At 63.4% G+C, this 17,955-nt stretch carries 18 protein-coding genes and 1 pseudogene; 8 read left to right on the forward strand and 11 right to left on the reverse strand.

Features of this window, described 5'->3' with window-relative positions; translation table 11 throughout:
- Positions 1-11: 11 nt before the first annotated feature.
- From C480_RS14290 to C480_RS14305, 4 genes are all read right to left on the reverse strand, one after another.
- Positions 12-296: an acylphosphatase gene (locus C480_RS14290; protein WP_006666325.1), complete on the reverse strand. Its 285-nt coding sequence runs from the start codon at positions 294-296 to the stop codon at positions 12-14.
- 56 nt (positions 297-352) lie between these two features.
- On the reverse strand, positions 353-685 hold the full coding sequence (locus C480_RS14295; RefSeq protein WP_006666326.1) for a DUF3784 domain-containing protein: 333 nt from the start codon (positions 683-685) through the stop codon (positions 353-355).
- A 206-nt stretch (positions 686-891) separates the two neighbouring features.
- On the reverse strand, positions 892-1,194 hold the full coding sequence (locus C480_RS14300) for a hypothetical protein (RefSeq protein ID WP_006666327.1): 303 nt from the start codon (positions 1,192-1,194) through the stop codon (positions 892-894).
- 64 nt (positions 1,195-1,258) lie between these two features.
- The gene (locus C480_RS14305) at positions 1,259-2,140 is read right to left on the reverse strand and encodes a DNA-3-methyladenine glycosylase family protein (RefSeq protein WP_006666328.1); all 882 of its coding nucleotides are present in this window, start codon (positions 2,138-2,140) and stop codon (positions 1,259-1,261) included.
- Positions 2,141-2,271: 131 nt separating this feature from the next.
- Here C480_RS14305 and C480_RS14310 point away from each other — a divergent pair, with 131 nt between their 5' ends.
- Positions 2,272-2,760 carry a DUF555 domain-containing protein gene (locus C480_RS14310; protein ID WP_006666329.1) on the forward strand — a complete coding sequence of 163 codons (489 nt, stop codon included), beginning with the start codon at positions 2,272-2,274 and terminating at the stop codon, positions 2,758-2,760.
- A gap of 223 nt (positions 2,761-2,983) precedes the next feature.
- Here C480_RS14310 and C480_RS14315 read toward each other — a convergent pair whose 3' ends face one another.
- The 3 genes from C480_RS14315 to C480_RS14325 form a co-directional block, all read right to left on the reverse strand.
- Positions 2,984-3,220, reverse strand: a complete 237-nt coding sequence (locus tag C480_RS14315) for a UPF0058 family protein (RefSeq protein WP_006108602.1) — start codon at positions 3,218-3,220, stop codon at positions 2,984-2,986.
- 235 nt (positions 3,221-3,455) lie between these two features.
- Positions 3,456-3,635, reverse strand: coding sequence for a DUF7836 family putative zinc-binding protein (locus C480_RS14320; protein ID WP_006108603.1), 180 nt, complete (start codon positions 3,633-3,635; stop codon positions 3,456-3,458).
- A gap of 120 nt (positions 3,636-3,755) precedes the next feature.
- On the reverse strand, positions 3,756-4,745 hold the full coding sequence (locus C480_RS14325) for a transcription initiation factor IIB (protein ID WP_006666330.1): 990 nt from the start codon (positions 4,743-4,745) through the stop codon (positions 3,756-3,758).
- A 314-nt stretch (positions 4,746-5,059) separates the two neighbouring features.
- Here C480_RS14325 and C480_RS22265 point away from each other — a divergent pair.
- From C480_RS22265 to C480_RS14340, 3 genes and pseudogenes are all read left to right on the forward strand, one after another.
- Positions 5,060-5,761 (forward strand): annotated as a pseudogene (locus C480_RS22265) (MBL fold metallo-hydrolase).
- A 165-nt stretch (positions 5,762-5,926) separates the two neighbouring features.
- Positions 5,927-7,276 (forward strand): Nramp family divalent metal transporter, encoded by a 1,350-nt coding sequence (locus C480_RS14335; protein WP_006666332.1) that lies wholly within the window; start codon positions 5,927-5,929, stop codon positions 7,274-7,276.
- A 72-nt stretch (positions 7,277-7,348) separates the two neighbouring features.
- Entirely contained in the window at positions 7,349-7,660 is a 312-nt protein-coding gene (locus tag C480_RS14340; RefSeq protein ID WP_006666333.1) for a nucleoside triphosphate pyrophosphohydrolase, read from the forward strand.
- Positions 7,661-7,686: 26 nt separating this feature from the next.
- On the opposite strand, the gene C480_RS14345 is transcribed toward C480_RS14340, so the two are convergent.
- Entirely contained in the window at positions 7,687-8,778 is a 1,092-nt protein-coding gene (locus tag C480_RS14345) for a DNA topoisomerase IV subunit A (RefSeq protein WP_006666334.1), read from the reverse strand.
- Positions 8,775-11,255, reverse strand: a complete 2,481-nt coding sequence (locus C480_RS14350; RefSeq protein WP_006666335.1) for a DNA topoisomerase VI subunit B — start codon at positions 11,253-11,255, stop codon at positions 8,775-8,777. The genes C480_RS14345 and C480_RS14350 overlap by 4 nt, the downstream gene beginning before the upstream one ends.
- 230 nt (positions 11,256-11,485) lie before the next feature.
- On the opposite strand from C480_RS14350, the gene C480_RS14355 reads away from it, so the two are divergent.
- Entirely contained in the window at positions 11,486-12,130 is a 645-nt protein-coding gene (locus C480_RS14355) for a helix-turn-helix domain-containing protein (protein ID WP_006666336.1), read from the forward strand.
- Positions 12,131-12,171: 41 nt separating this feature from the next.
- Here the strand turns inward: C480_RS14355 and C480_RS14360 are convergent, their stop codons facing one another.
- Positions 12,172-13,281, reverse strand: a complete 1,110-nt coding sequence (locus C480_RS14360) for a M24 family metallopeptidase (protein ID WP_006666337.1) — start codon at positions 13,279-13,281, stop codon at positions 12,172-12,174.
- A gap of 326 nt (positions 13,282-13,607) precedes the next feature.
- Between C480_RS14360 and C480_RS14365 the strand changes: the two genes are divergently transcribed.
- The 3 genes from C480_RS14365 to C480_RS14375 all read left to right on the forward strand — a co-directional run bounded on the left by C480_RS14365 (position 13,608) and on the right by C480_RS14375 (position 16,189).
- Entirely contained in the window at positions 13,608-14,459 is an 852-nt protein-coding gene (locus C480_RS14365) for a COX15/CtaA family protein (RefSeq protein ID WP_006666338.1), read from the forward strand.
- Positions 14,460-14,588: 129 nt separating this feature from the next.
- Positions 14,589-15,440 carry a helix-turn-helix domain-containing protein gene (locus tag C480_RS14370; RefSeq protein WP_006666339.1) on the forward strand — a complete coding sequence of 284 codons (852 nt, stop codon included), beginning with the start codon at positions 14,589-14,591 and terminating at the stop codon, positions 15,438-15,440.
- A gap of 83 nt (positions 15,441-15,523) precedes the next feature.
- Positions 15,524-16,189, forward strand: coding sequence for a uracil-DNA glycosylase family protein (locus tag C480_RS14375; protein ID WP_006666340.1), 666 nt, complete (start codon positions 15,524-15,526; stop codon positions 16,187-16,189).
- 4 nt (positions 16,190-16,193) lie between these two features.
- Here the strand turns inward: C480_RS14375 and C480_RS23515 are convergent, their stop codons facing one another.
- Positions 16,194-17,831 carry a J domain-containing protein gene (locus C480_RS23515; protein WP_161607011.1) on the reverse strand — a complete coding sequence of 546 codons (1,638 nt, stop codon included), beginning with the start codon at positions 17,829-17,831 and terminating at the stop codon, positions 16,194-16,196.
- Positions 17,832-17,955: the final 124 nt, after the last annotated feature.

Consider the following 17,955-nt stretch of genomic DNA (forward strand, 5'->3'; position numbering starts at 1 on the left):
CCCGTACGCCGTCAGTACCGGATCTCGAATCCGTCCTCGCCCTCCGGGTCGTCGAACTCGGCGTCGACAGCCTCGACGTCGGCGGCCGGACTGCCCGTGTGACACCACTCGACCATCGATTCGACGGCGTCTTCGGGACCCTCGAAGACCGCTTCGACGCGGCCGTCGTCGAGGTTCTTCACCCAGCCGTCGATTCCCTTCTCCCTGGCCGTATCGCGCGTATTCGCCCGGTAGTAGACGCCCTGGACCGTTCCCGACACGAAAACGTGCGCTCGCGTTCGCGTTGTGTCTGCCATGTGCGGGCGGTCGATTGCGAGCGGCAAAAATCCCGTCGTCTGCGATTCCCCGCGTCCTACCGTTCATGGTCGCGTTCTCGTTCGTAGCGCCGCGATCCGACGACCATCCAGCCTGCCAGTGCGACCACGGCGACGAAAAAGACGATCCAGGCGACATCGGTTGCAGCGCCGTCGGCCGGCTCGGTGAACTCGACGAGTGCGAGGACGACGAGGAGCCCGGCGACGGCGAGCGCGTTCGTCCCGATGAACGACGCCAGCCCCTCCTCGTCGGTGACGCGGTCCGGATCGTAACCCGCGATCAGTTCGACCCGCCCGAAGTACGTGATCAGGATTCCGAGCGCGCCGACGAACGCGGCACACGCGAGGAGGATGACGGAGCCGGTACTCATACGCAGTTAGTTATTGTAATCCAACAAAAGTGCTTCCACCGCCCGTCCGTAGAGTTGCTACCGCGTTCGAAGACTCTGGGAGGGAGAGTCGTCTCCGGGTCGGAACGGCCACACTGAACTCGAGCAGCGGGGTCAGGCGATTCGACGGGAAACGTGGCGTTCGATCCTGGAACTCACCAGCATCAGCGCGATGCCGATCGGTGCCGTCACGAAAACGAGCCCGACGAGCGGATCGCCCGGACCCCGCTCGGTCTCCGCTCGGTCTCCGCGCGGACCCAGAGGGCGACGATCAACACAGCAATGAGCGGTGGTGTAAGCGCTCGTTTTTGGAGGAGGAACACCGGCAGCCCGCTGAGAACGAAAAACACCGCCACCACCAGCACCTGAACCGGATGTTCGAGCGCGAACAGCGGATAGTCCAGCCGTGTGGCGTACCACGAGAGAAGCACCGCGCCTGCGCCACCGCCGAGCACGAACGCACCAGTCTCCGACGGACGACCACCAGCCATGAGCGTCGCATCGTGACTAGTGCGTATACTGTTTTGGAATGACACTCGGCGACCCCCACCGCGATCAGTCGCCGGTCCGGAGATGATGAAAGACGTACGTCTGAGCGTACCCCGCGTACTCCCCGCCGAACTGCTCACGAAGCGCTCGCGAGGTCTCGGCGTACGAGCCGCGATCGCAGTCGGGATAATACTCCTCGATCGCCGACCGCAGCCAGGTGTCGAGCGGCACCGCCTCGTCGAACTCGAGGGCGAACAGGAGCACGCAGTCGGCCACCTTGTCGCCGACGCCGACGAACTGGCAGAGGAACTCGCGGGCCGCCTCGTACTCGAGTTCACGCGCGTCGGCCGGGTGAGCTTCGCCGTCGGCGACCATCTCCGCGGTGCGGACGACGTAGGGGGCGCGGTAGCCGAGGCCGAGGTCCCGAAGCTCGCTTTCGGTGGCGGTCGCGAGTTGTGCCGGCGCCGGGAACGCGTGGTACGTTTCGCCGTCGAAGGAGACCGCGTCGCCGTACTCCCGGGCGAGCGTCGAGACCATCGAGTGGATGCGGCTGACGCGCATCTGCGCGGAACAGATGAACGAGATCAGGGTTCCAAAGGGCGGGTCCGTGACGAGGCGCATGCCTCGGTGGGCTTCGTAGGCCTCGTCTAACAGCGGATCGTTAGGTGCGGCGTCGACGATCGCTTCGAGGTCGTCGTCCAGGCGGAGGAGGCGGCGCACGGTCGGTTCGGCGTCCGTCGTCGACTCCCATTCGAGCGCGGCGTCGGTCGTCCGCACCCGGATCACCTCGCCGTCGACGACGGTGACGTACCACTCGCCGGGCGCGGGCGTCCCGCCGTACATGTCGCCGTCGCCGCGCCGCCAGAGGTAGGTCTGGCCGCTCTCGAGCGTCCGATACAGATCGAGTCCGCCCGCGAGTTCATCGCGGCGGATCGTCCCCGTTTCCATTCGTTCGTCCCTACGGTGGCGTCGGCTTGGGCCTTTCGAACCGGCCGCTTTGCCCGTGGGAGGGAGCCGTGAACTCGCGCTGCGTGTCGCTGAGGCGAACCTTCATACTGCAGGCGATACAATGGCTCTGTATGAACTGCAGGGTTGTCGTCGAGGCCGCGGTGCCGGTATTCGACGTCGAAACAGCAGACGAGGCGATTCGGATCGCCATCTCGAAGACGGGCGAGATGCTGAACCCTGACTTAAATTACGTCGAGATCAACATGAGCGAGCGAACCTCTCCCGAAGGAGAGGAGCTCCCGCCTGCGTTTATCGCCGCCGACGAGGCGCTCGTCGCACTCGAACTCGAGATGACCGTGTTCAACGTCGAGCGAGAGGAACACGCCTCGCGGATCGCCCGCAAGGAGATCGGGCAGCGACTCGAGAACATCCCGCTCGAGGTCGAGCAAGTCGAGGTCATCGAGGAGGAAGACGAGGGGACCGACGAAGACGACGAGACGGATGAAGACGAGATGGCTGATGACGAGTCAACCGACGCTGCTGTGACGGACGACCAAGACGAGGACGCACAATCTGACGACGACGAAATTCTTCCCGAGTTCGAGGATTTAGTCGAGTAAGCGCTGCTTACCGGCTCACTTGCGGGCCCTTCAGTCGAATTGCTGCGTTTTTATCGGATGGGAAACGGAGTCATTTCGGGGTAGTCACGGGTATCGCGAGATCGAGCAGAACGTGGACGGCGGCAGGAGCACGGCGTTCGAACCCTGTGTGGAGACGAGCCAGACGAGTCTGAGCACTCTTACCAGTAGGAGACGATAGTACCTGAAGGATGCTCCGAGTGCTTCAGTCTGCGGTGGCGGCGACTGCTTCCTGTTCGTCCTCGCGCATGTTCATCGTGATTCCGCCGGCGAGTGCAAAAACAGCGGCTTTGTGATCGGTCTTCGATTTGTGGATCGATGTCGGTCGAATACCGAGAGAATCGTACTCCTCCAGGTCGATTTGGCAGTTGTCCCACTCCGCACACTGGTTCGATACTTCCGCGAGAAGGCCGTGAAGGTGAATGAGCTCCTGCTTCTTCATAACCATGCAATGCTATCCACTGCAGGGTTATATTATTATCTTGAGTCGCGTTACCATGCAACCTGTATCAGGGTGAGAGATAGTCAGAAAAAACAACCGTTCGAAGAGGGGGTCTAGTTGCGTGAAACAGTCTCCAAGCTACTGTTAGTTCAGTCATAGACCTCCCATAAATCCGAGTGATATCGTCCACAGCGCCCCTCATTCGAGCTAGTGATTCTGCCTGAAACGGCCTCTCCTATCCGAGTTGCTTCAACGTCTGGAGGTCGCGGTCGGTCCGCATGAACTCGGCGGTCCGCCGGGAGGCATGACAGTTCGGGCAATGAAACATTTCGGTCGATGTCGGTAACTCACCCGGTTCCGTTTGCCAATCCTTCGTACACTCCGGACACAATAGTTGGACGGTCGTCTCGACCATGGCAGGCCATTACACACCACGGGTGAAAAACCTTGTCTCAGCACAGTCGTGTACACCGAAGCAAACGGAGATCGGCAGCGTCGGGGTATTCAGCTAGGATTCGAAACGGCGCTGAACTCGTTATGCCGGTGCTGCCGTGTCCGAGGCTTCGAGGAGTTCCTTGTAGCGGTTTCGGATGGTGACCTCGGAGATGCTTGCAACTTCGCTGACCTCGTTCTGGGTCACCTTCTCGTTGGTCAAGAGCGCCGCAGCGTAGACGCCGGCAGCCGCGAGGCCGACCGGCGACTTGCCGCTGTGGACGCCCTCCTGACGGGCCGACTCGAGCAGTTCGCGGGCCATCCGCTCAGTTTCGTCTGAGAGGTCGAGGTCGCTGACGAATCGCGGGACGTAGTGTTCCGGATCGGCGGGCTTGACCTCCAGGCCGAGTTCACGAATGATGTAGCGGTAGGTCCGCGTGAGTTCCATCTTGTCGACGCGGCTGACGGCCGAAATCTCGTCGAGGCTGCGCGGCGTGCCGGCCTGACGGGCGGCGGCGTACAGCGAGGACGTGGCGACGCCCTCGATCGAGCGGCCGGGAAGCAGGTCCTCCTCGAGCGCGCGTCGGTAGATCACGCTTGCGGTCTCGCGGACGTTCTCGGGGAGGCCGAGCGCGCTTGCCATGCGGTCGATCTCGCCGAGTGCCTGCTTGAGGTTGCGCTCTTTCGAGTCGCGGGTGCGGAAGCGCTCGTTCCAGGTGCGCAGGCGCTGCATCTTCTGGCGCTGGCGGCTCGAGAGGGACTTGCCGTAGGCGTCTTTGTCCTGCCAGCCGATGTTGGTCGAGAGCCCCTGGTCGTGCATCATGTTCGTCGTCGGGGCACCGACGCGGGACTTTTCGTCCTTCTCTGCGGCGTCGAACGCCCGCCACTCCGGACCGCGGTCGATCTCGTCCTCTTCGACGACGAGTCCGCAGTCCTCACAGACGGTCTCGGCATGTTCGTCGTCCGCGATGAGCCGACCACCACACTCCGGACAGCGCTCTCGCTCCTCGGAGCGCGTTGTCTCCTCCGTTTCGGTCTCGGTCTGCTCCTCGGTTCGTTCGTTCGAGTAGGTTCGGATGTTCGTATCTGTCATGGTGTATCGGGTTGGTTACTCGGGGCTCCCGGGTGGGGTAACCAGAAGAAACCCGGTCGCCTTCAGCTAACATAGAGTTAGGCCGTAAGTCATATAAAGCTTTCGCCTTTCTTATAAAGAAACGCGTTTTCTTGTATATGTGTTTCGGATATATGCTTATTAATCGTGTTCCATATCTTGCTCGGATCGGCGGTGATAATCGAGCAATAAATCACACTCGAAGCGACCCTCGCTATCGGACTGTGCAGGTCGGCCCGCGCTAATCACGTACTACGGGTCGAATCTTTTTCGAACTCCGCCGGTAACGAGTTCCTATGACCGTTCGATTCGGCGCGATCACTGTCGATTGGCTCGGCCGGGCAACCGTCTGACTCGAAGGAGAGACGGGGACCGTCATCTACGCCGATCCCGGCCCCGAGACGGATAGCAGAGTCGACGGTCAAGCCCCCCACGACGGCGACCTCATTCTCGTCTCACACGGCGCTCACTACGATCCCGACTCGATCCGCCGTCTCGCCCACGAGAACTCGATCGTCGTCGTCCACGAATCGATCGACGCCGAGACGATCGACCGGGCCGCCGAGCAACCCGACGCTCTCCCCTTCGAAGTCGCTCGTGTCCAGGAAAACGAGTCGTTCATCCTCGGCCCGCTCGACCTCTCGACGACGCCGACCGAGACCGAACCGGACGGCCCCCGCGCCGATGAACGAAGCCAACCCGGTGGCGCGTCCGACGAGGGCTGCGGCTTTCTCGTCACCATCGATGGCATCACGGCGTTCTGGCCCGGCAACACGGAGCCGCTGTCGTCCCACGACGAACTCGCCGTGGATCTCTTCTTGGCTCCAATCGGCGGTGGCCCCACGATGGATCGACACGAGGCTGCCGCCCTGGCGACGCGACTTGACCCGGATCTCGTGCTGCCGGTCCGGTACGAACCGACCGACGCTCGCACCGACGACGAGGCGTTCGTCGTCGACGTTGCTACCCGCGGCATTCCGGTGGTCTTGGACCGGTAGCGTTCGCCCGTACACATGGCGATAGACCCGTACCTATAAGTCACAACTCGCTAATCCTCGCACGTGATACTGTGATGGATATTGACAATCATATATTTCTCCACCGGATGACGATGGCACCCGGGTCCGGATGGCAAGCGGGGCGTGACTCGAGAGGTGAGCCGCGTGGGAACTAACACCGGTTCCGAAACCGACATCGAGGCGGATCTCTCCTACCCGGCCAGCAGTTGGCGAGGTTTTTTCACGAATCACTTCGGCCCGTCGATGCTCTGGGCGCTGATCAGCATCGGCGGCAGCCACATCGTCCTCGCGCCGACGCTCGGGGGGACGTTCGGGCTCTTTGCCATCTGGATGTTCGCACTCATCTACCTCGCAAAGTACGGCGGCTGGGAACTCGGCATCCGCTACAACTACGGCGTCGGCGGCAACCCCGTCGAAGCCTACGATCAGCTCCCCGGCCCGAAAAACTGGATGCAGTGGTTCACCGTCGGCGTCTTTACGATCATCTACACGGGAATCACCGCCGCAGTCGGAATGAGTACGGCCGCGTTCGTCGAAGCATTGACCCCGCTGTCGTTCCAGCAGGCGTTCGTCGTCTTCGTCGGTCTGGCGGGCGTCCTCGTCCTGTTCACCCGCTACAGTCTCCTCGAGAAGATCCTGATCGGCTTTACGGTCGCGCTTGGCGTCCTCATCGTTCTCGGCGTCCTCGTCGGTCCCCCGTCGGGTGAAGTCGTCGCGGCCACGACCTTCACCGCGCCGGATCTCACCGGGCCGCTGTTCATCGGCCTGTTCGCCGCCGCCGCCGGATTCGCGCCGACCGGATTCAGTACCAGCGTCCTCATCGGTAGCTGGAGCACCGCCAAAGGCGAGGGCGCGAGCGAACTCCGGGCCCGAAACCTCGATCCGAACGACGACCGGTATCACGACTACATCCGCGCCTGGATCCGAACCGGTCGCCGCGACTTCAACATCGGCTACGCCTTCAGCTTCACGCTGATCGTTGCGATGGTGATCCTCGCCTCGAACGTCCTCTACCCCACCCCGCCCGAAGACGCCAATCTCGCCGTCACCATCGGGTCGATCCTGAGCGACTCCTTCGGCGAGTGGTCCTACTACGCGATGGTCCTCGGCGCGTTCGCAGCCCTCTACTCGACCGTCATCACGCTGCTCGACGGGGCCGCCCGAGCCACCGGCGACGTCCTTCCGATGGCACTCGACCGACCCGAACTCGATAGCGAGCGGATCCGCAAACTCGTCGTCGTCGGCATCGTCGCCGTCAGCTGCGGCGTCGTCGTCACGCTCGGTACCGTCCCGGTCACCTTCCTCATCTGGATCTCGGCGATCCTCGCGGTCACGGAGATCCTCTTTTACCCCGCAAACTGGTACGTCGTCCGGGAGAACCTCCCCGAACGGTTCCAGCCATCCCGCGCGTGGGTCGCCTACTACGCCGTCAGTCTCGTCGTCGTTCTCGCGTTCGGCATCATGGGCGCGGCATCCGAGTTCGGCTACGTCTGAACTCGGGCCCCGGTTCGCTCTTCTGGACCCGTCTCATCCACCTTTATCTCGGCTGGACGAGAGCAATCGGCCATGGAACGGGAGTACGACAAACTCGTTCGCGATGCCATTCCGGCGATCATCGAAGACAACGGGGAGGTCCCGGTCACCCGGACGGTCTCCGGTGACGAGTACGAATCGTATCTGCGCGACAAACTGCAGGAGGAAGTCGCGGAGTACCTCGCCGACCGAGACGCGGACGAACTGGCGGACATCTTGGAGGTCGTTCACGCGCTCGGGCACGTCGAAGGTCTCTCCCCGCAAGAACTCGCCGAGCGCAGGGAACGAAAGGCGAACTCGCGGGGCGGATTCGAGGACGGCATCGTCCTCGAGCGGGTGAACTGAAGTTCAGCCGCCAGGCACGCAGTTGGTTAGATAACACCCATCGCGTCGAGCCGTTCCGGCAGATACGTATCCGTCACGAAATCGAGGCCGTGAGAGGCCAGCGACTGCTGTTCTGACTTCTTCCCGATCTCGAGTTGTAGCTCGATCTGCTCCTCCCAGTAATCGGTCTGGAAGCGCGGGTCCTCGAGTTCACTTTCCAGGGCGTTGATGTCCGAGTCGCTGAGCGGATCGGTCGGCAGATCGTACTCGACGATGTCGGCGGGCTGGATGCCGATGTAGTCGGCTTCGGGGGTTGCGAGGTACTCGGAGAGGTGGGCCGACTTGATCGAGCCGTAGGCGACGGAGCCGTAGATGCGGTAGGACCAGGGGTCGCCGTCGGTAAAGACCACCACTGGAAGGCCGAGTTCGTCGTGGAAGCGCTTCGTCAGTCGGCGCGTGGCCCGCGCGGGCTGGCCGCCGAGGTGGACGACGATCGCGTCGTACTCCTCGTCGAAGCCGTTCTCGACGAGTCGGTCGCGCATCCCGCCGGTCTCCACGCAGAGGACGAAGTCGGCGTCGTTGTCGAGGAACTCGATCATGTCCGGGTTGTTCGGGATCTGGTACCCGCCCTGGCCCACGTCGAGCTGGCAGTGGATGTCGCGATCGCCGCGTTTGGTTTGCTCGCGGATGTGGAGCGGTCCCATCACCTTCGCACCGGATTCCTCCGGGCGCATGTGAAAGTCCTCGCGGGTGACTCCCGAGACGATCTCTAAGTCCTCGACCAGGCTGTTCGACTCGTCCTGGCTGGTGAACTGCGCGTTGTCGTTGTCCCAGCTTTCCGAGAGGTAGTAGAGTTCACGCAGTGTCGAGGAACGGTCTTCCTCGAGTTGGTCCGCGAGGAACTCGATGGTGTAGACGGCCTTTAAGAGCTTTCTCGCGCCGCGGACGGAGTTCGCCGACCGGGTCGACTCGCGGTCGCCGTAGACCCAGACGTCCTTGTCCTCGTCGTACTCGATGTTGTTCTTCGTCCGCGTCGGGACGGACATGTGCGGGATTTCGCCGAGTTCGAACTGGTCGTAAAACTGCGCGGCGAGATCGATCAACTGTTCTCTGGCCTGCTGGTCGTTGTCTGCGCTCATTGTTTCACCGTGAGTTTCTCGCTTTCGACGCCTTTCACGTCTAGATCGAAGCTCGCGTCATCAGGGGCGACGTACTCTAGGGCGGCCTCGTCGTCGCTGGATACCTCGGCTTCCCACTTGACGAACCACTCGCCGTCCATCTCGACGACGGTCGCGCCGTCCGAGAGGTCGGTCGGCTCGGCCGAGACGATCTCGGTGATTTCGAGGGTCTCGTTCGTTCCCGAGTTGTTCTCGACGACGACGGAGACGGCCTTGCCGTCGCCGTTTGGCTTGACCTCGCGCTCGACGAGGACGTTGTTCATGATGCGGGCGATGGCGTCGTCGATGTTCGGTTCGTCGCGCTCGGTGACCTCGGCGACCTTTTCGGCCATCTCCGGCAGGATGGTGCCGAGGACGTTCTGTTTCTTCCGGCGCTTTTGCATCGACCGGCGCTTGTTGAGGAAGCTCTTCAAGTCGCGAGCGGCCTCGCGGATCGCGAGTTCGATTTCGTCCTCGATTTCGGGGACGTTCGCGACGGCGTCTTTCGACTCGCTCGTGAAGGGGACGTTCGTCGAGGCGACGTGAACCATGATGACGACGGGGCCGTTCGGCAGGCCCGAGCCGCCGGGCTGGTCTAACCCGTAGTTGCGCCAGCCGATAGATTTGACCACGTCGGTCGTGGCGCACGCGCCGCGCTGGTAGACCAGCGGGACGCGGTTTGCAAAGCGCATTACGTTCGCGCTGCCCTCGGCGGGCAGGTCGTCGCCGTAGGCGATGCCGGCCTCGACGATGAAGGGGTCGCCGCCGTGGACCTCGGCGTCTCGCGTCGCCGAAGCGTAGAAGTCGGCGTCGAACTCCTTCTCGAGGCCGGCCTCGATGAGGTCGGCGGAGATGGGCGAGAGACACCGCGTCGGCGGTGCCATGATGTCGGTCGCGCGCATTCCGTCGACGAGATCGCTGGTCGCGTCGCGGTCGCCCTCCAGTTCGCGCACGAGCGGCGGGTCGTCGGGGACGGTCACCATCACGTCCCAGATCGCATCGGTGACGTTCTCGCGAGCCGTGTCGCCGAAGGCGACGTCGTCGTACTCCTCGGTGAGTTCGGCGGCGCGGTCGACGTACTCGCGGAGCGTCCGGTGGGTGAGCCGGTGGCGCGGATCGTCGTCGGTTTCGTCCTCGAAGGTGCCGGCGAGACGGACCGCGAAGGCTTGCACGATTTCGTCGTCCTTGCGGGTGCTCGTGGCGTCGTCGGCGAGATCGTAGAGGTCGGCGACGAGTCGCGACTCGTCCGCGTCGGTTCCGGACGCGTCGGCCCCGGACGCGTCTGCGACGGAGTCGTCGGTCGGTGCGGCGTCGATGAGCGCGAGCCAGACGGCCTCGACGGCGTTCTCGCGGACGGTATCGCCGAAAGTCGTTCCGTGGTCGTCTTCGACGGTGTCGGCGACCGAATCGACGATATCGAGTAGTTCGTGGTGGGCGAGCCGCTCGCGGCTCGCGACCTCGCTCTGGACGGCCTCGGCGAAGGCGGCCGTCGCATCGGGGCCCTTGTTCGCAGTGGCGTCCGTGACGGCCGCTTCGAGATCGATCGCTTCGTGGTTCGCAGGCGGCCGCCAGCGCATCTCCCGGCCGTAGTGGCGGTCGCGGAACGCATCGATCACCGACTCGGCGGTCTTCTTCCCGACGCGGGTGAACTCCTCCTGCAGGAACCCGGAGACCGTCTGGGAGTCCGTCGCGGCGAGCATCTTGATCACGGTGCCGAGTTCGACGCCGTGGGGGTGGGGACGGATCTCCTCGGTCTCCTCCGGTAACTGATCCGTCGCGCGCTCGAACTTGAAGTGTGAACTCGGTTCGCGGAGTTCGAGTCGCGCGTGCGGGTTGACGACCGCGGTGTGCTGGATGTAGTCGTGGAGTTGCTGGCGAGCGCGCATGTTCGCCTCCATCTCGAGTTCGATGCGCGTGCCGTGGGGACGATCCCACGTCGTCGTCTCCTCGACGCTGATCTCGGGTTCGTTGTCGTCGGTATCGACGATGAGTTCGAAGTACTGTGCGTCGCTTGCACCCTCGGTTCGGCTGGTGATCTTCGCGGGCTTGCCGCTCGTCAGTTGCGAGTAGAGGACGGCGGCGGAGATCCCGATCCCCTGCTGGCCGCGGGACTGTTCGCGGGCGTGGAAGCGAGATCCGTAGAGAAGCTTCCCGAAGACCTTCGGCAACGATTCCTTGGTGAGCCCGGGTCCGTTGTCCTCGACGATCAGGCGGTAATAGTCGCCGTCCTCCTGAATCTCGACGTAGATGTCCGGGAGAATACCGGCTTCCTCGGCGGCGTCTAAGGCGTTGTCGACGGCCTCCTTGACGGCCGTCACGAGGCCCCGAGCGCCGCTGTCGAAGCCGAGCATGTGCTTGTTCTTCTCGAAGAACTCGGCGATGGAGATCGCCTGCTGGCTCTCTGCCAGCTCCTCGGCGATCCCCGGCTCATCACCGAGTGTCGACTGGAACGACGTCATCATCACCCTGTACTAACGGGGAGGCTAAAAGGTGTGTGCAACCGGAGTGAAAGTGATGCCGGTCTGTGTGATTTCGGCCGACTGTTCACACGGGCTCAATTTGCTCGCTTGGCAATTCGAACTCGGTCGTCTCCACGGCCGCCAGTACCTGACCATCAGGTTCGTGATGGTGTCTTTCACCTTACAAAGGTTTAACCGCGAGCGAGACTGTATCTTGGACGAGAGGAGCCATGGATTCAGACGACACCGACGAGCACCGGGTCGACGAGGGCACCGGACGACCACACGGAGAGAACGACACCGGTGTCAGCACGGACGGGACGAACTCACGCCCAGCCGACAACAGCGACGACGAACTGCGCGCCACGGCTGCCGAGGAAGTCGACCAGCGCATCGTCGACCTACTCTCGTGGATCCTCGACACCGAAACCCGCGCGAAGATCTACGTCCACCTGCTCGCAAACCCGGCCAGCACCTCCGAAGAAGTCGCCAAAGGGACCGGCCTCTACCCGAGCACCGTCCGCGAAGCCCTCGCAGAACTCCACGCGGAAGACCGCGTCACCCGACAGAAACGAGCCAGCGAGGGTGCGGGCAACAACCCCTACGAATACACCGCCATCCAGCCGAGTGAACTCGTCGGTGGCGTCGTCGACCAGGTCCAGCAGGAACTGAACACGATTTTCACGCTCGATCGCGTCCTCGACCGATCGACCGAGGGCGACGACGAGACTATCGACGATTCCGAACCTGTCACGATCACAGTCGACAATGACGACGAACAGGAGCCAACGGCCCCCGGAGACGAACGGACAAACGAGTCGACCGACGACGACCACGACTACAACCAGAACCACGATCACAACTCCTCCGAGTAAGATGCGTACAGACGCGACTCGCGTCGTCAGCAGAACACCCGCTACGCCTCATTCTCGAGTTCAAGCACGGCCGGCCGCTCGAACTCGCGGTCACGATCGACGGCCCGGACCGTCGTCGTCGGCCAGGTGTCGGTCGTCGTCAGCACGCTGCACTCGTCGGCGGTGACGAGTACGGTGTCTTCGCTTTTCGCGCCCTGGACGGTTGGGTTCCAGGCGTAGGCCATCGGCTCTTCAACCGGTGCCTCGTGGTCCGGCGTGGCGATCCACTCTCGGCCGGCGAAGCCGGCAGCGCCGCCTTGGTGGTGGTGCTCCCACTCGCCCGCGTGACCGACCGCCTCGTAGGCGTGTTGGATCGATTCGAAGACAGCGCCGGCCGTCCCACCGGCGTTGGCCACCTCCTGCGTCGCCGCGAGCGCCGTGGCCTCGACGCGGGCGGCTGCCTCGTGGCGATCCGCGAGCCACGACGGGGGGTCGAATGCGACGGTCCGGGTACAGCTCGCGTGGAGGCCGTCCCGCTGTGCCGTCACCGAGACGAGGACGTAATCGCCGAGGACGGCATCGGTCGGCGTGTAGTGGCGATACTGTTGGGCGCGCGTTGCGCCGCCGACGAGGACGACCGGGGCCTCGATGTCGCGGGCAGACAGCGCAACTCGCAGCGCCGACGCAACCTCGCGCTCGCTGTCGTCGGCGCGCAGTTCCCGACAGACGGATTCGACGGCGGCTGCCGTCTCCTCGCCGAGCCGCCGGTAGCGCTCGCGGTCGCGTTCGGTCAGCGGTTGGCGCAACGGCGTCGGGTCGATTTGCTCCAGGCCGGGAACGTCGATATCGGCAGCAGCGTCCTCCCCGGTCCCGACGCGGGCGACGATCGCATCGGCGAGCGAACCGGCGTACCAGTCGAACTGCTCGACGGAGACTGTATCCGTGTCGAGGTCGGGAAGTTCCTCCGCTGCGATCCGATTCGCTTCGTTGTTCGCCGTGACGACCCGCAGCGCCGTTCCGTCGTAACCCACCGCGGCAACGCCGGTCGGTGCCTCGCGGTCGATGACGCTATCGCCGCCCGTCAGCCAGGCGAACGAGTTCGGTTCGGCGAACCACACCGAGTCGAACTCGTGGGTCTTGAGGTAGGTGTCAAGTCGCTCGCGTTTGTCCATGCGGGGTGCTGGCGTGGCGGGGCCTTGAATGCGGCGGACCCTTTCGGCGGGCGACAGAGACCGCGTCTCGTGTACGAGGAGCGTACGCGGGTGCGAGCATCGACACGTGGAGACGATCGCCCGGAGCGAAGCGATATGCAGAAGGCAGACACTAGAGTAGTCACTGAACGTCAGTCTACACCTACTCGCACAGCTATCGTGCGATTCGTTGGAAACCGTTTCAGTCGTTACTATCGAAACGGAACTCGACGGGTACGTGTTCGGGCGACTTTGACTACGTCCGACTCGGGCAATGTAAGTACGGCTGGTCCTAACTCCCGCTATCCGTGTCGTCCGACAGTCAGACCTCCGACGTGAGACCTCGCTCGCTGATCGCTCGGTTCGGCTTTCGACACCTGCTCGCGGCGACGCTCGCACTCGTTGCGGGGACGATTCTCCTCGGGATCGCTGCGAAGGCGACGGGTTCGGGACTCGCCTGCCAGCAGAACTGGCCGCAGTGCGATGCCGGGCCGTACAACCTGCTGCCGGCGAACCTGCCCAGTTTCTACGAGTGGTTCCACCGGTTCGTCGCCATGTTCGCCGGATTCGCCATCATCGGCTCCGCGATTGCTGCCTGGCGCAGCCCGACTGTCGACCGCCGAGTCGCAGCACTGGTCGTTCTCGGGATGGTTCTTACGCCGGTCCAGGTCTACCTCGGTCGGGCGACCGTCACCCAGTATACGATGGACATCCTCTCCCTGCACTTCTGGACCGCAATCCTGATCTTTACGATGTTCGTCGTCGCGACGACGCTCGTCTGGAAGAACTCACTGTCTACAACCCACGTCCGCGGCGCACTCGGCATCGGGTTGCTCGCCCTCCCGGCACATGTCGCTCTGAGTCCGACCGATCTCGGGATGGTGACCGAGTACACGCCGACGATGCAACTCCTCCAGTACGGCGTGACGCTGACGCTGATCGCCGCAAGCATCGTCGCTACCATGACCGGGCGCTGGCGATACGATGACCGCACGCTAGTCGGACTGCTCACCGGAACGACCGTCCTCGCGCTCGCCGTCGCCTACCTCGGTCGCCGCGCAGTCATGACGTACAGCCCAGTGCTCGATCAGTTCTACGTCGTCCTCGCCACCGCGCTGTTGCTCGCGTTCGCCGCAGGAATCTACCGCAGTGGACAGTAGTCCGCTCCTGTCGCCGTCACTGCGGCACTATTGCCGTTCGACGTCGCCTCTCTCTTATAAATAACTTCGATACCTAACGGAACCCTTCTTGTAAGTCCACGTGAATGTATGCGTGCGAATAATTTAGTAATGAGTCTCATCGCAACCGTCGCCGTCCCCGCAACGGCGTTCCCACTCGGATCGCTTCTCGACACCGCGTCCGCCCCCGAGGCGACGGTTTCTATCGAAACGACGATTCCGACCGGTGACGGTCTCATCCCCTATCTCTGGGTCCCCGCCGCTATCGCCGACACCGTCGTCGCCACGCTCGAGACGCGGTCAGTCGTCACCGACGTCTCCGTCCTCGACGAGTTCATCGAGACGGTCCTCGTGGAAATCGAGTGGACCGACGACAGCAACGGGATTCTCGCCTCGATTCGAGAGAGCGATGCGCTGGTGACGGATGCCGTCGGCACCGCAGATCGCTGGACGTTCCGACTCTGGTTCCCGTCCTACGATGCGCTCTCGCAGTTCTACAGGGACTGTGTCGACTGCGAGATCCCGATCGAACTCGTCCGTCTCCACGAGGCCGTCGGCCCGACCGGCGACGACCGATTCGGGCTGACCCAGCCACAGCGGAGCCTCATCGTCGCCGCCTACGAGGCGGGCTACTTCGACGTGCCACGCGAGACGACGCTCGTCGAACTCGGTGCCGAACTCGGAATTTCCGACTCGGCGGTTTCACAGCGGCTTCGGCGTGGGCTCTCGACGCTCATCGGGTCGACGCTCGCTATCGAGCCACACCAATCGACGCAGTCTCAGTCCTGCCAGCAATCGAGTGTCGACCCGACGCTGCACACTGCCCGGCCGCTGGATGGCGGGTCCGAGTATCGATATGACGAGACAGTGCCGTCCGCCGACGGTGACGGAACCCACGATGGCAGCCAAACCGAACCCGAACCGACTACGGATCGACCCGAAAGCCGAAACGGGACGGACTGAACGCGACTACGGGCGAACTGAACGCCGGCTGCAGGGCCGGAGACGCCGGTCACGGCCAGCCCGCAGCCACAATCGCGGCCGTTATGGGACTCAGTCTCCTTTCTCTATCCGTGCAAACCGTCACCGACAGGACGAGTAACCCGTTCGGACTCAGACCACCGTTCGACCGCACCGGCGCAGACGACCGAACGGCCGTCTTCGGCTACGGTGACGCCAACGCCGATTTCCACGTTATCGGCGACTATCCCGGCGTCCACGGCGGGAAACGAACCGGCGTCCCGTTCACCGAAACCGAGGCCGGTCTCGCAATCCAGACCGCCCTCCGCGACGTCGACCGTGATTTCGCGACGGGGCCACGGGAGCAGCCTGAACTCGACAACTGCTACTGGAGCTATCTGCACATGTGCTGTGTACCGGATGGTCACCGGCCGACCGAACAGGAATACGCGGATCTCGAGCGATACTTCGATGCCGAATTACGGGCGATCAATGCGCACATCCTGCTGCCGGTCGGCGAACGAGCGACCGATCACGTCCTTCGGGAGTACACGACACAGCGCCGGCGCGTCGATCTCGATATGCCGGCGCTTCACGCCAGCGACCTCCGCGGTCGCGGATTCATGGTCATTCCGATCAGGAACCCCGTGGAGTGGGAGGACGGCGATCAGGCGGCGCTCGTGGACAAACTGACCGCCGTTCTCGAGAGCGACTACCGGCAGACCAAAGGCGTCGCGACGCGGGTCGGATAGGCCGTTAGCGGCCGAAATGCTTTCTGATCGTCGCTCGCAGCGGCAATCCGAGTCCGCCGACGACCGGCAGCACGACGAAGGTGACGAGTTCAATCGGTAGCGTCGCGGAGCCGGTAGCCCCGAGAGCGAAGCCACAGAGCGGGGCCAGGACGGGCAGGACGTACAGGTACGAGGGCGTCCAGCCCGGCCCGCGCCTCGTGTGGCCGACGATAACGGTGAACAGGAACGGCATCAGCACCGCGCCGGCGAGCAGCGGGCCGCCGACGAGCGTCGTCGAGATGGCGAGTGCGATCGAGAGCAGGATCGTCTCGTCGATCGACACCGGGTCCCAGGACTCCTCGCGCCAGCCGAGACGCACGGCCAGCAGCGCGAGGAGCACGACGCCGACGAGGCCGGTCAATGCGGCGTACCACTGCACCGGCTCGACCGGCGGCGCGACGAGTTCGGATCTGACGATGAACTCGGTTCCAGTATCGATGCCGTAGCGACCGCTCGTGATGGCCGTCCAGAGGCCGTTCGGATCGGGACCGATAGCGAGCAGGTCTGCCCGGAGCGTTTCGAGTGCGGTTCGGTTGCCGAGCGCGAAGTCGCCGAGGCCGAGCGCGTAGATGAGCACGGAGAGCCAGAGCAGCGTGAGCCCGAATCGTTGGCGACGCCACCAACGGGCGACGGCGTTGTTTCGGAGCCGCCGGAATCGGGTCGTTTGTTCGTCAGCATTCGAGTCTGTGCCCGCGTCCATTTCCGTCCTGGCGTCGGCTCGAGCGGTTTCTGAACGGGTCTCGGTCCCAGTCCCTGAGGACGAGGACCGACGCCGCTTCCGGCGCTGGTTCGCCCCCGTCCCAGTCCCGGTCCCAGTCGACGCCGAACTCGTCGTTCCACCTGACGACTGACGGGTTCCGGTACTTGACCCGCCTGTCTTTGAGCCCGTACTCCCCCCAGTTCGCGATGCGCTCGCCCCCGCATTCTGCGTCGTATTCGAACGCGACGACCCTGAACTCGAACCGGTACTCGACCCGGACGAACGTGCCGAACTCGCTGCGTTCGACGAACTCGCCTGCGACCGCGATGTCGACTGACTCGAGTTCGAGGAACGACCGGTCGAGCGGCCAGTCGTGCTCGAGGAGCCAGTGGACGACGAACGAGTGCTCGAACTCGACGTAGCGCCGGACCGCGAACTGGTGCCAGAACTGCGGTTGCTCGTCGTCCGGTTACTGCGGCGGTTGCCATCGCTGCTACTCGCCCCCGTTTTCGTCTTCGTTCGCTGCGTTCGTTTTTGCTTCGATCCCGTGTTCGTCCGCGACGAGCCACTCCTCGTTTTACCGCTCGAGTTCCCGCTCGATGCAGTCGCTGAACTCGTGTCGTCGGCATCGGTATCAGTATCGGCCCAGATATCGGGCGAGGGAATGCCGCTCGTCCGCTTTGCGACGTAATCCTTGTGTCCGAGCCGGTCGTAGGCCTGGCGCTCGACCGGGTCGCTGAGGATTTCGTAGGCTTTCTTGACGGCGACGAACTGCGCCTGCGCGCGATCGTCGTCGTTCAGATCCGGGTGATAGACGCGGACCTGCTCGCGGTAGGCCTCCTTGAGTTCATCTTGGGAGGCGTCGGCAGAGAGTTCGAGAAGGTCGTAGAAATCCTCAGTCATAAACGATCGAGAGCGTACTGTCTAGAGTGGCGTTATTCGTGAACTGTTATAATATCAGTGTTCTCGTTGTTCGCTTTTTCTTACCAATAGTGTGTTGTTTCAAACATATGCTGGAACGATGCCG

The organism is Natrialba aegyptia DSM 13077 (genome assembly GCF_000337535.1).
In the GTDB taxonomy this organism is placed as follows: Archaea; Halobacteriota; Halobacteria; order Halobacteriales; family Natrialbaceae; genus Natrialba; species Natrialba aegyptia.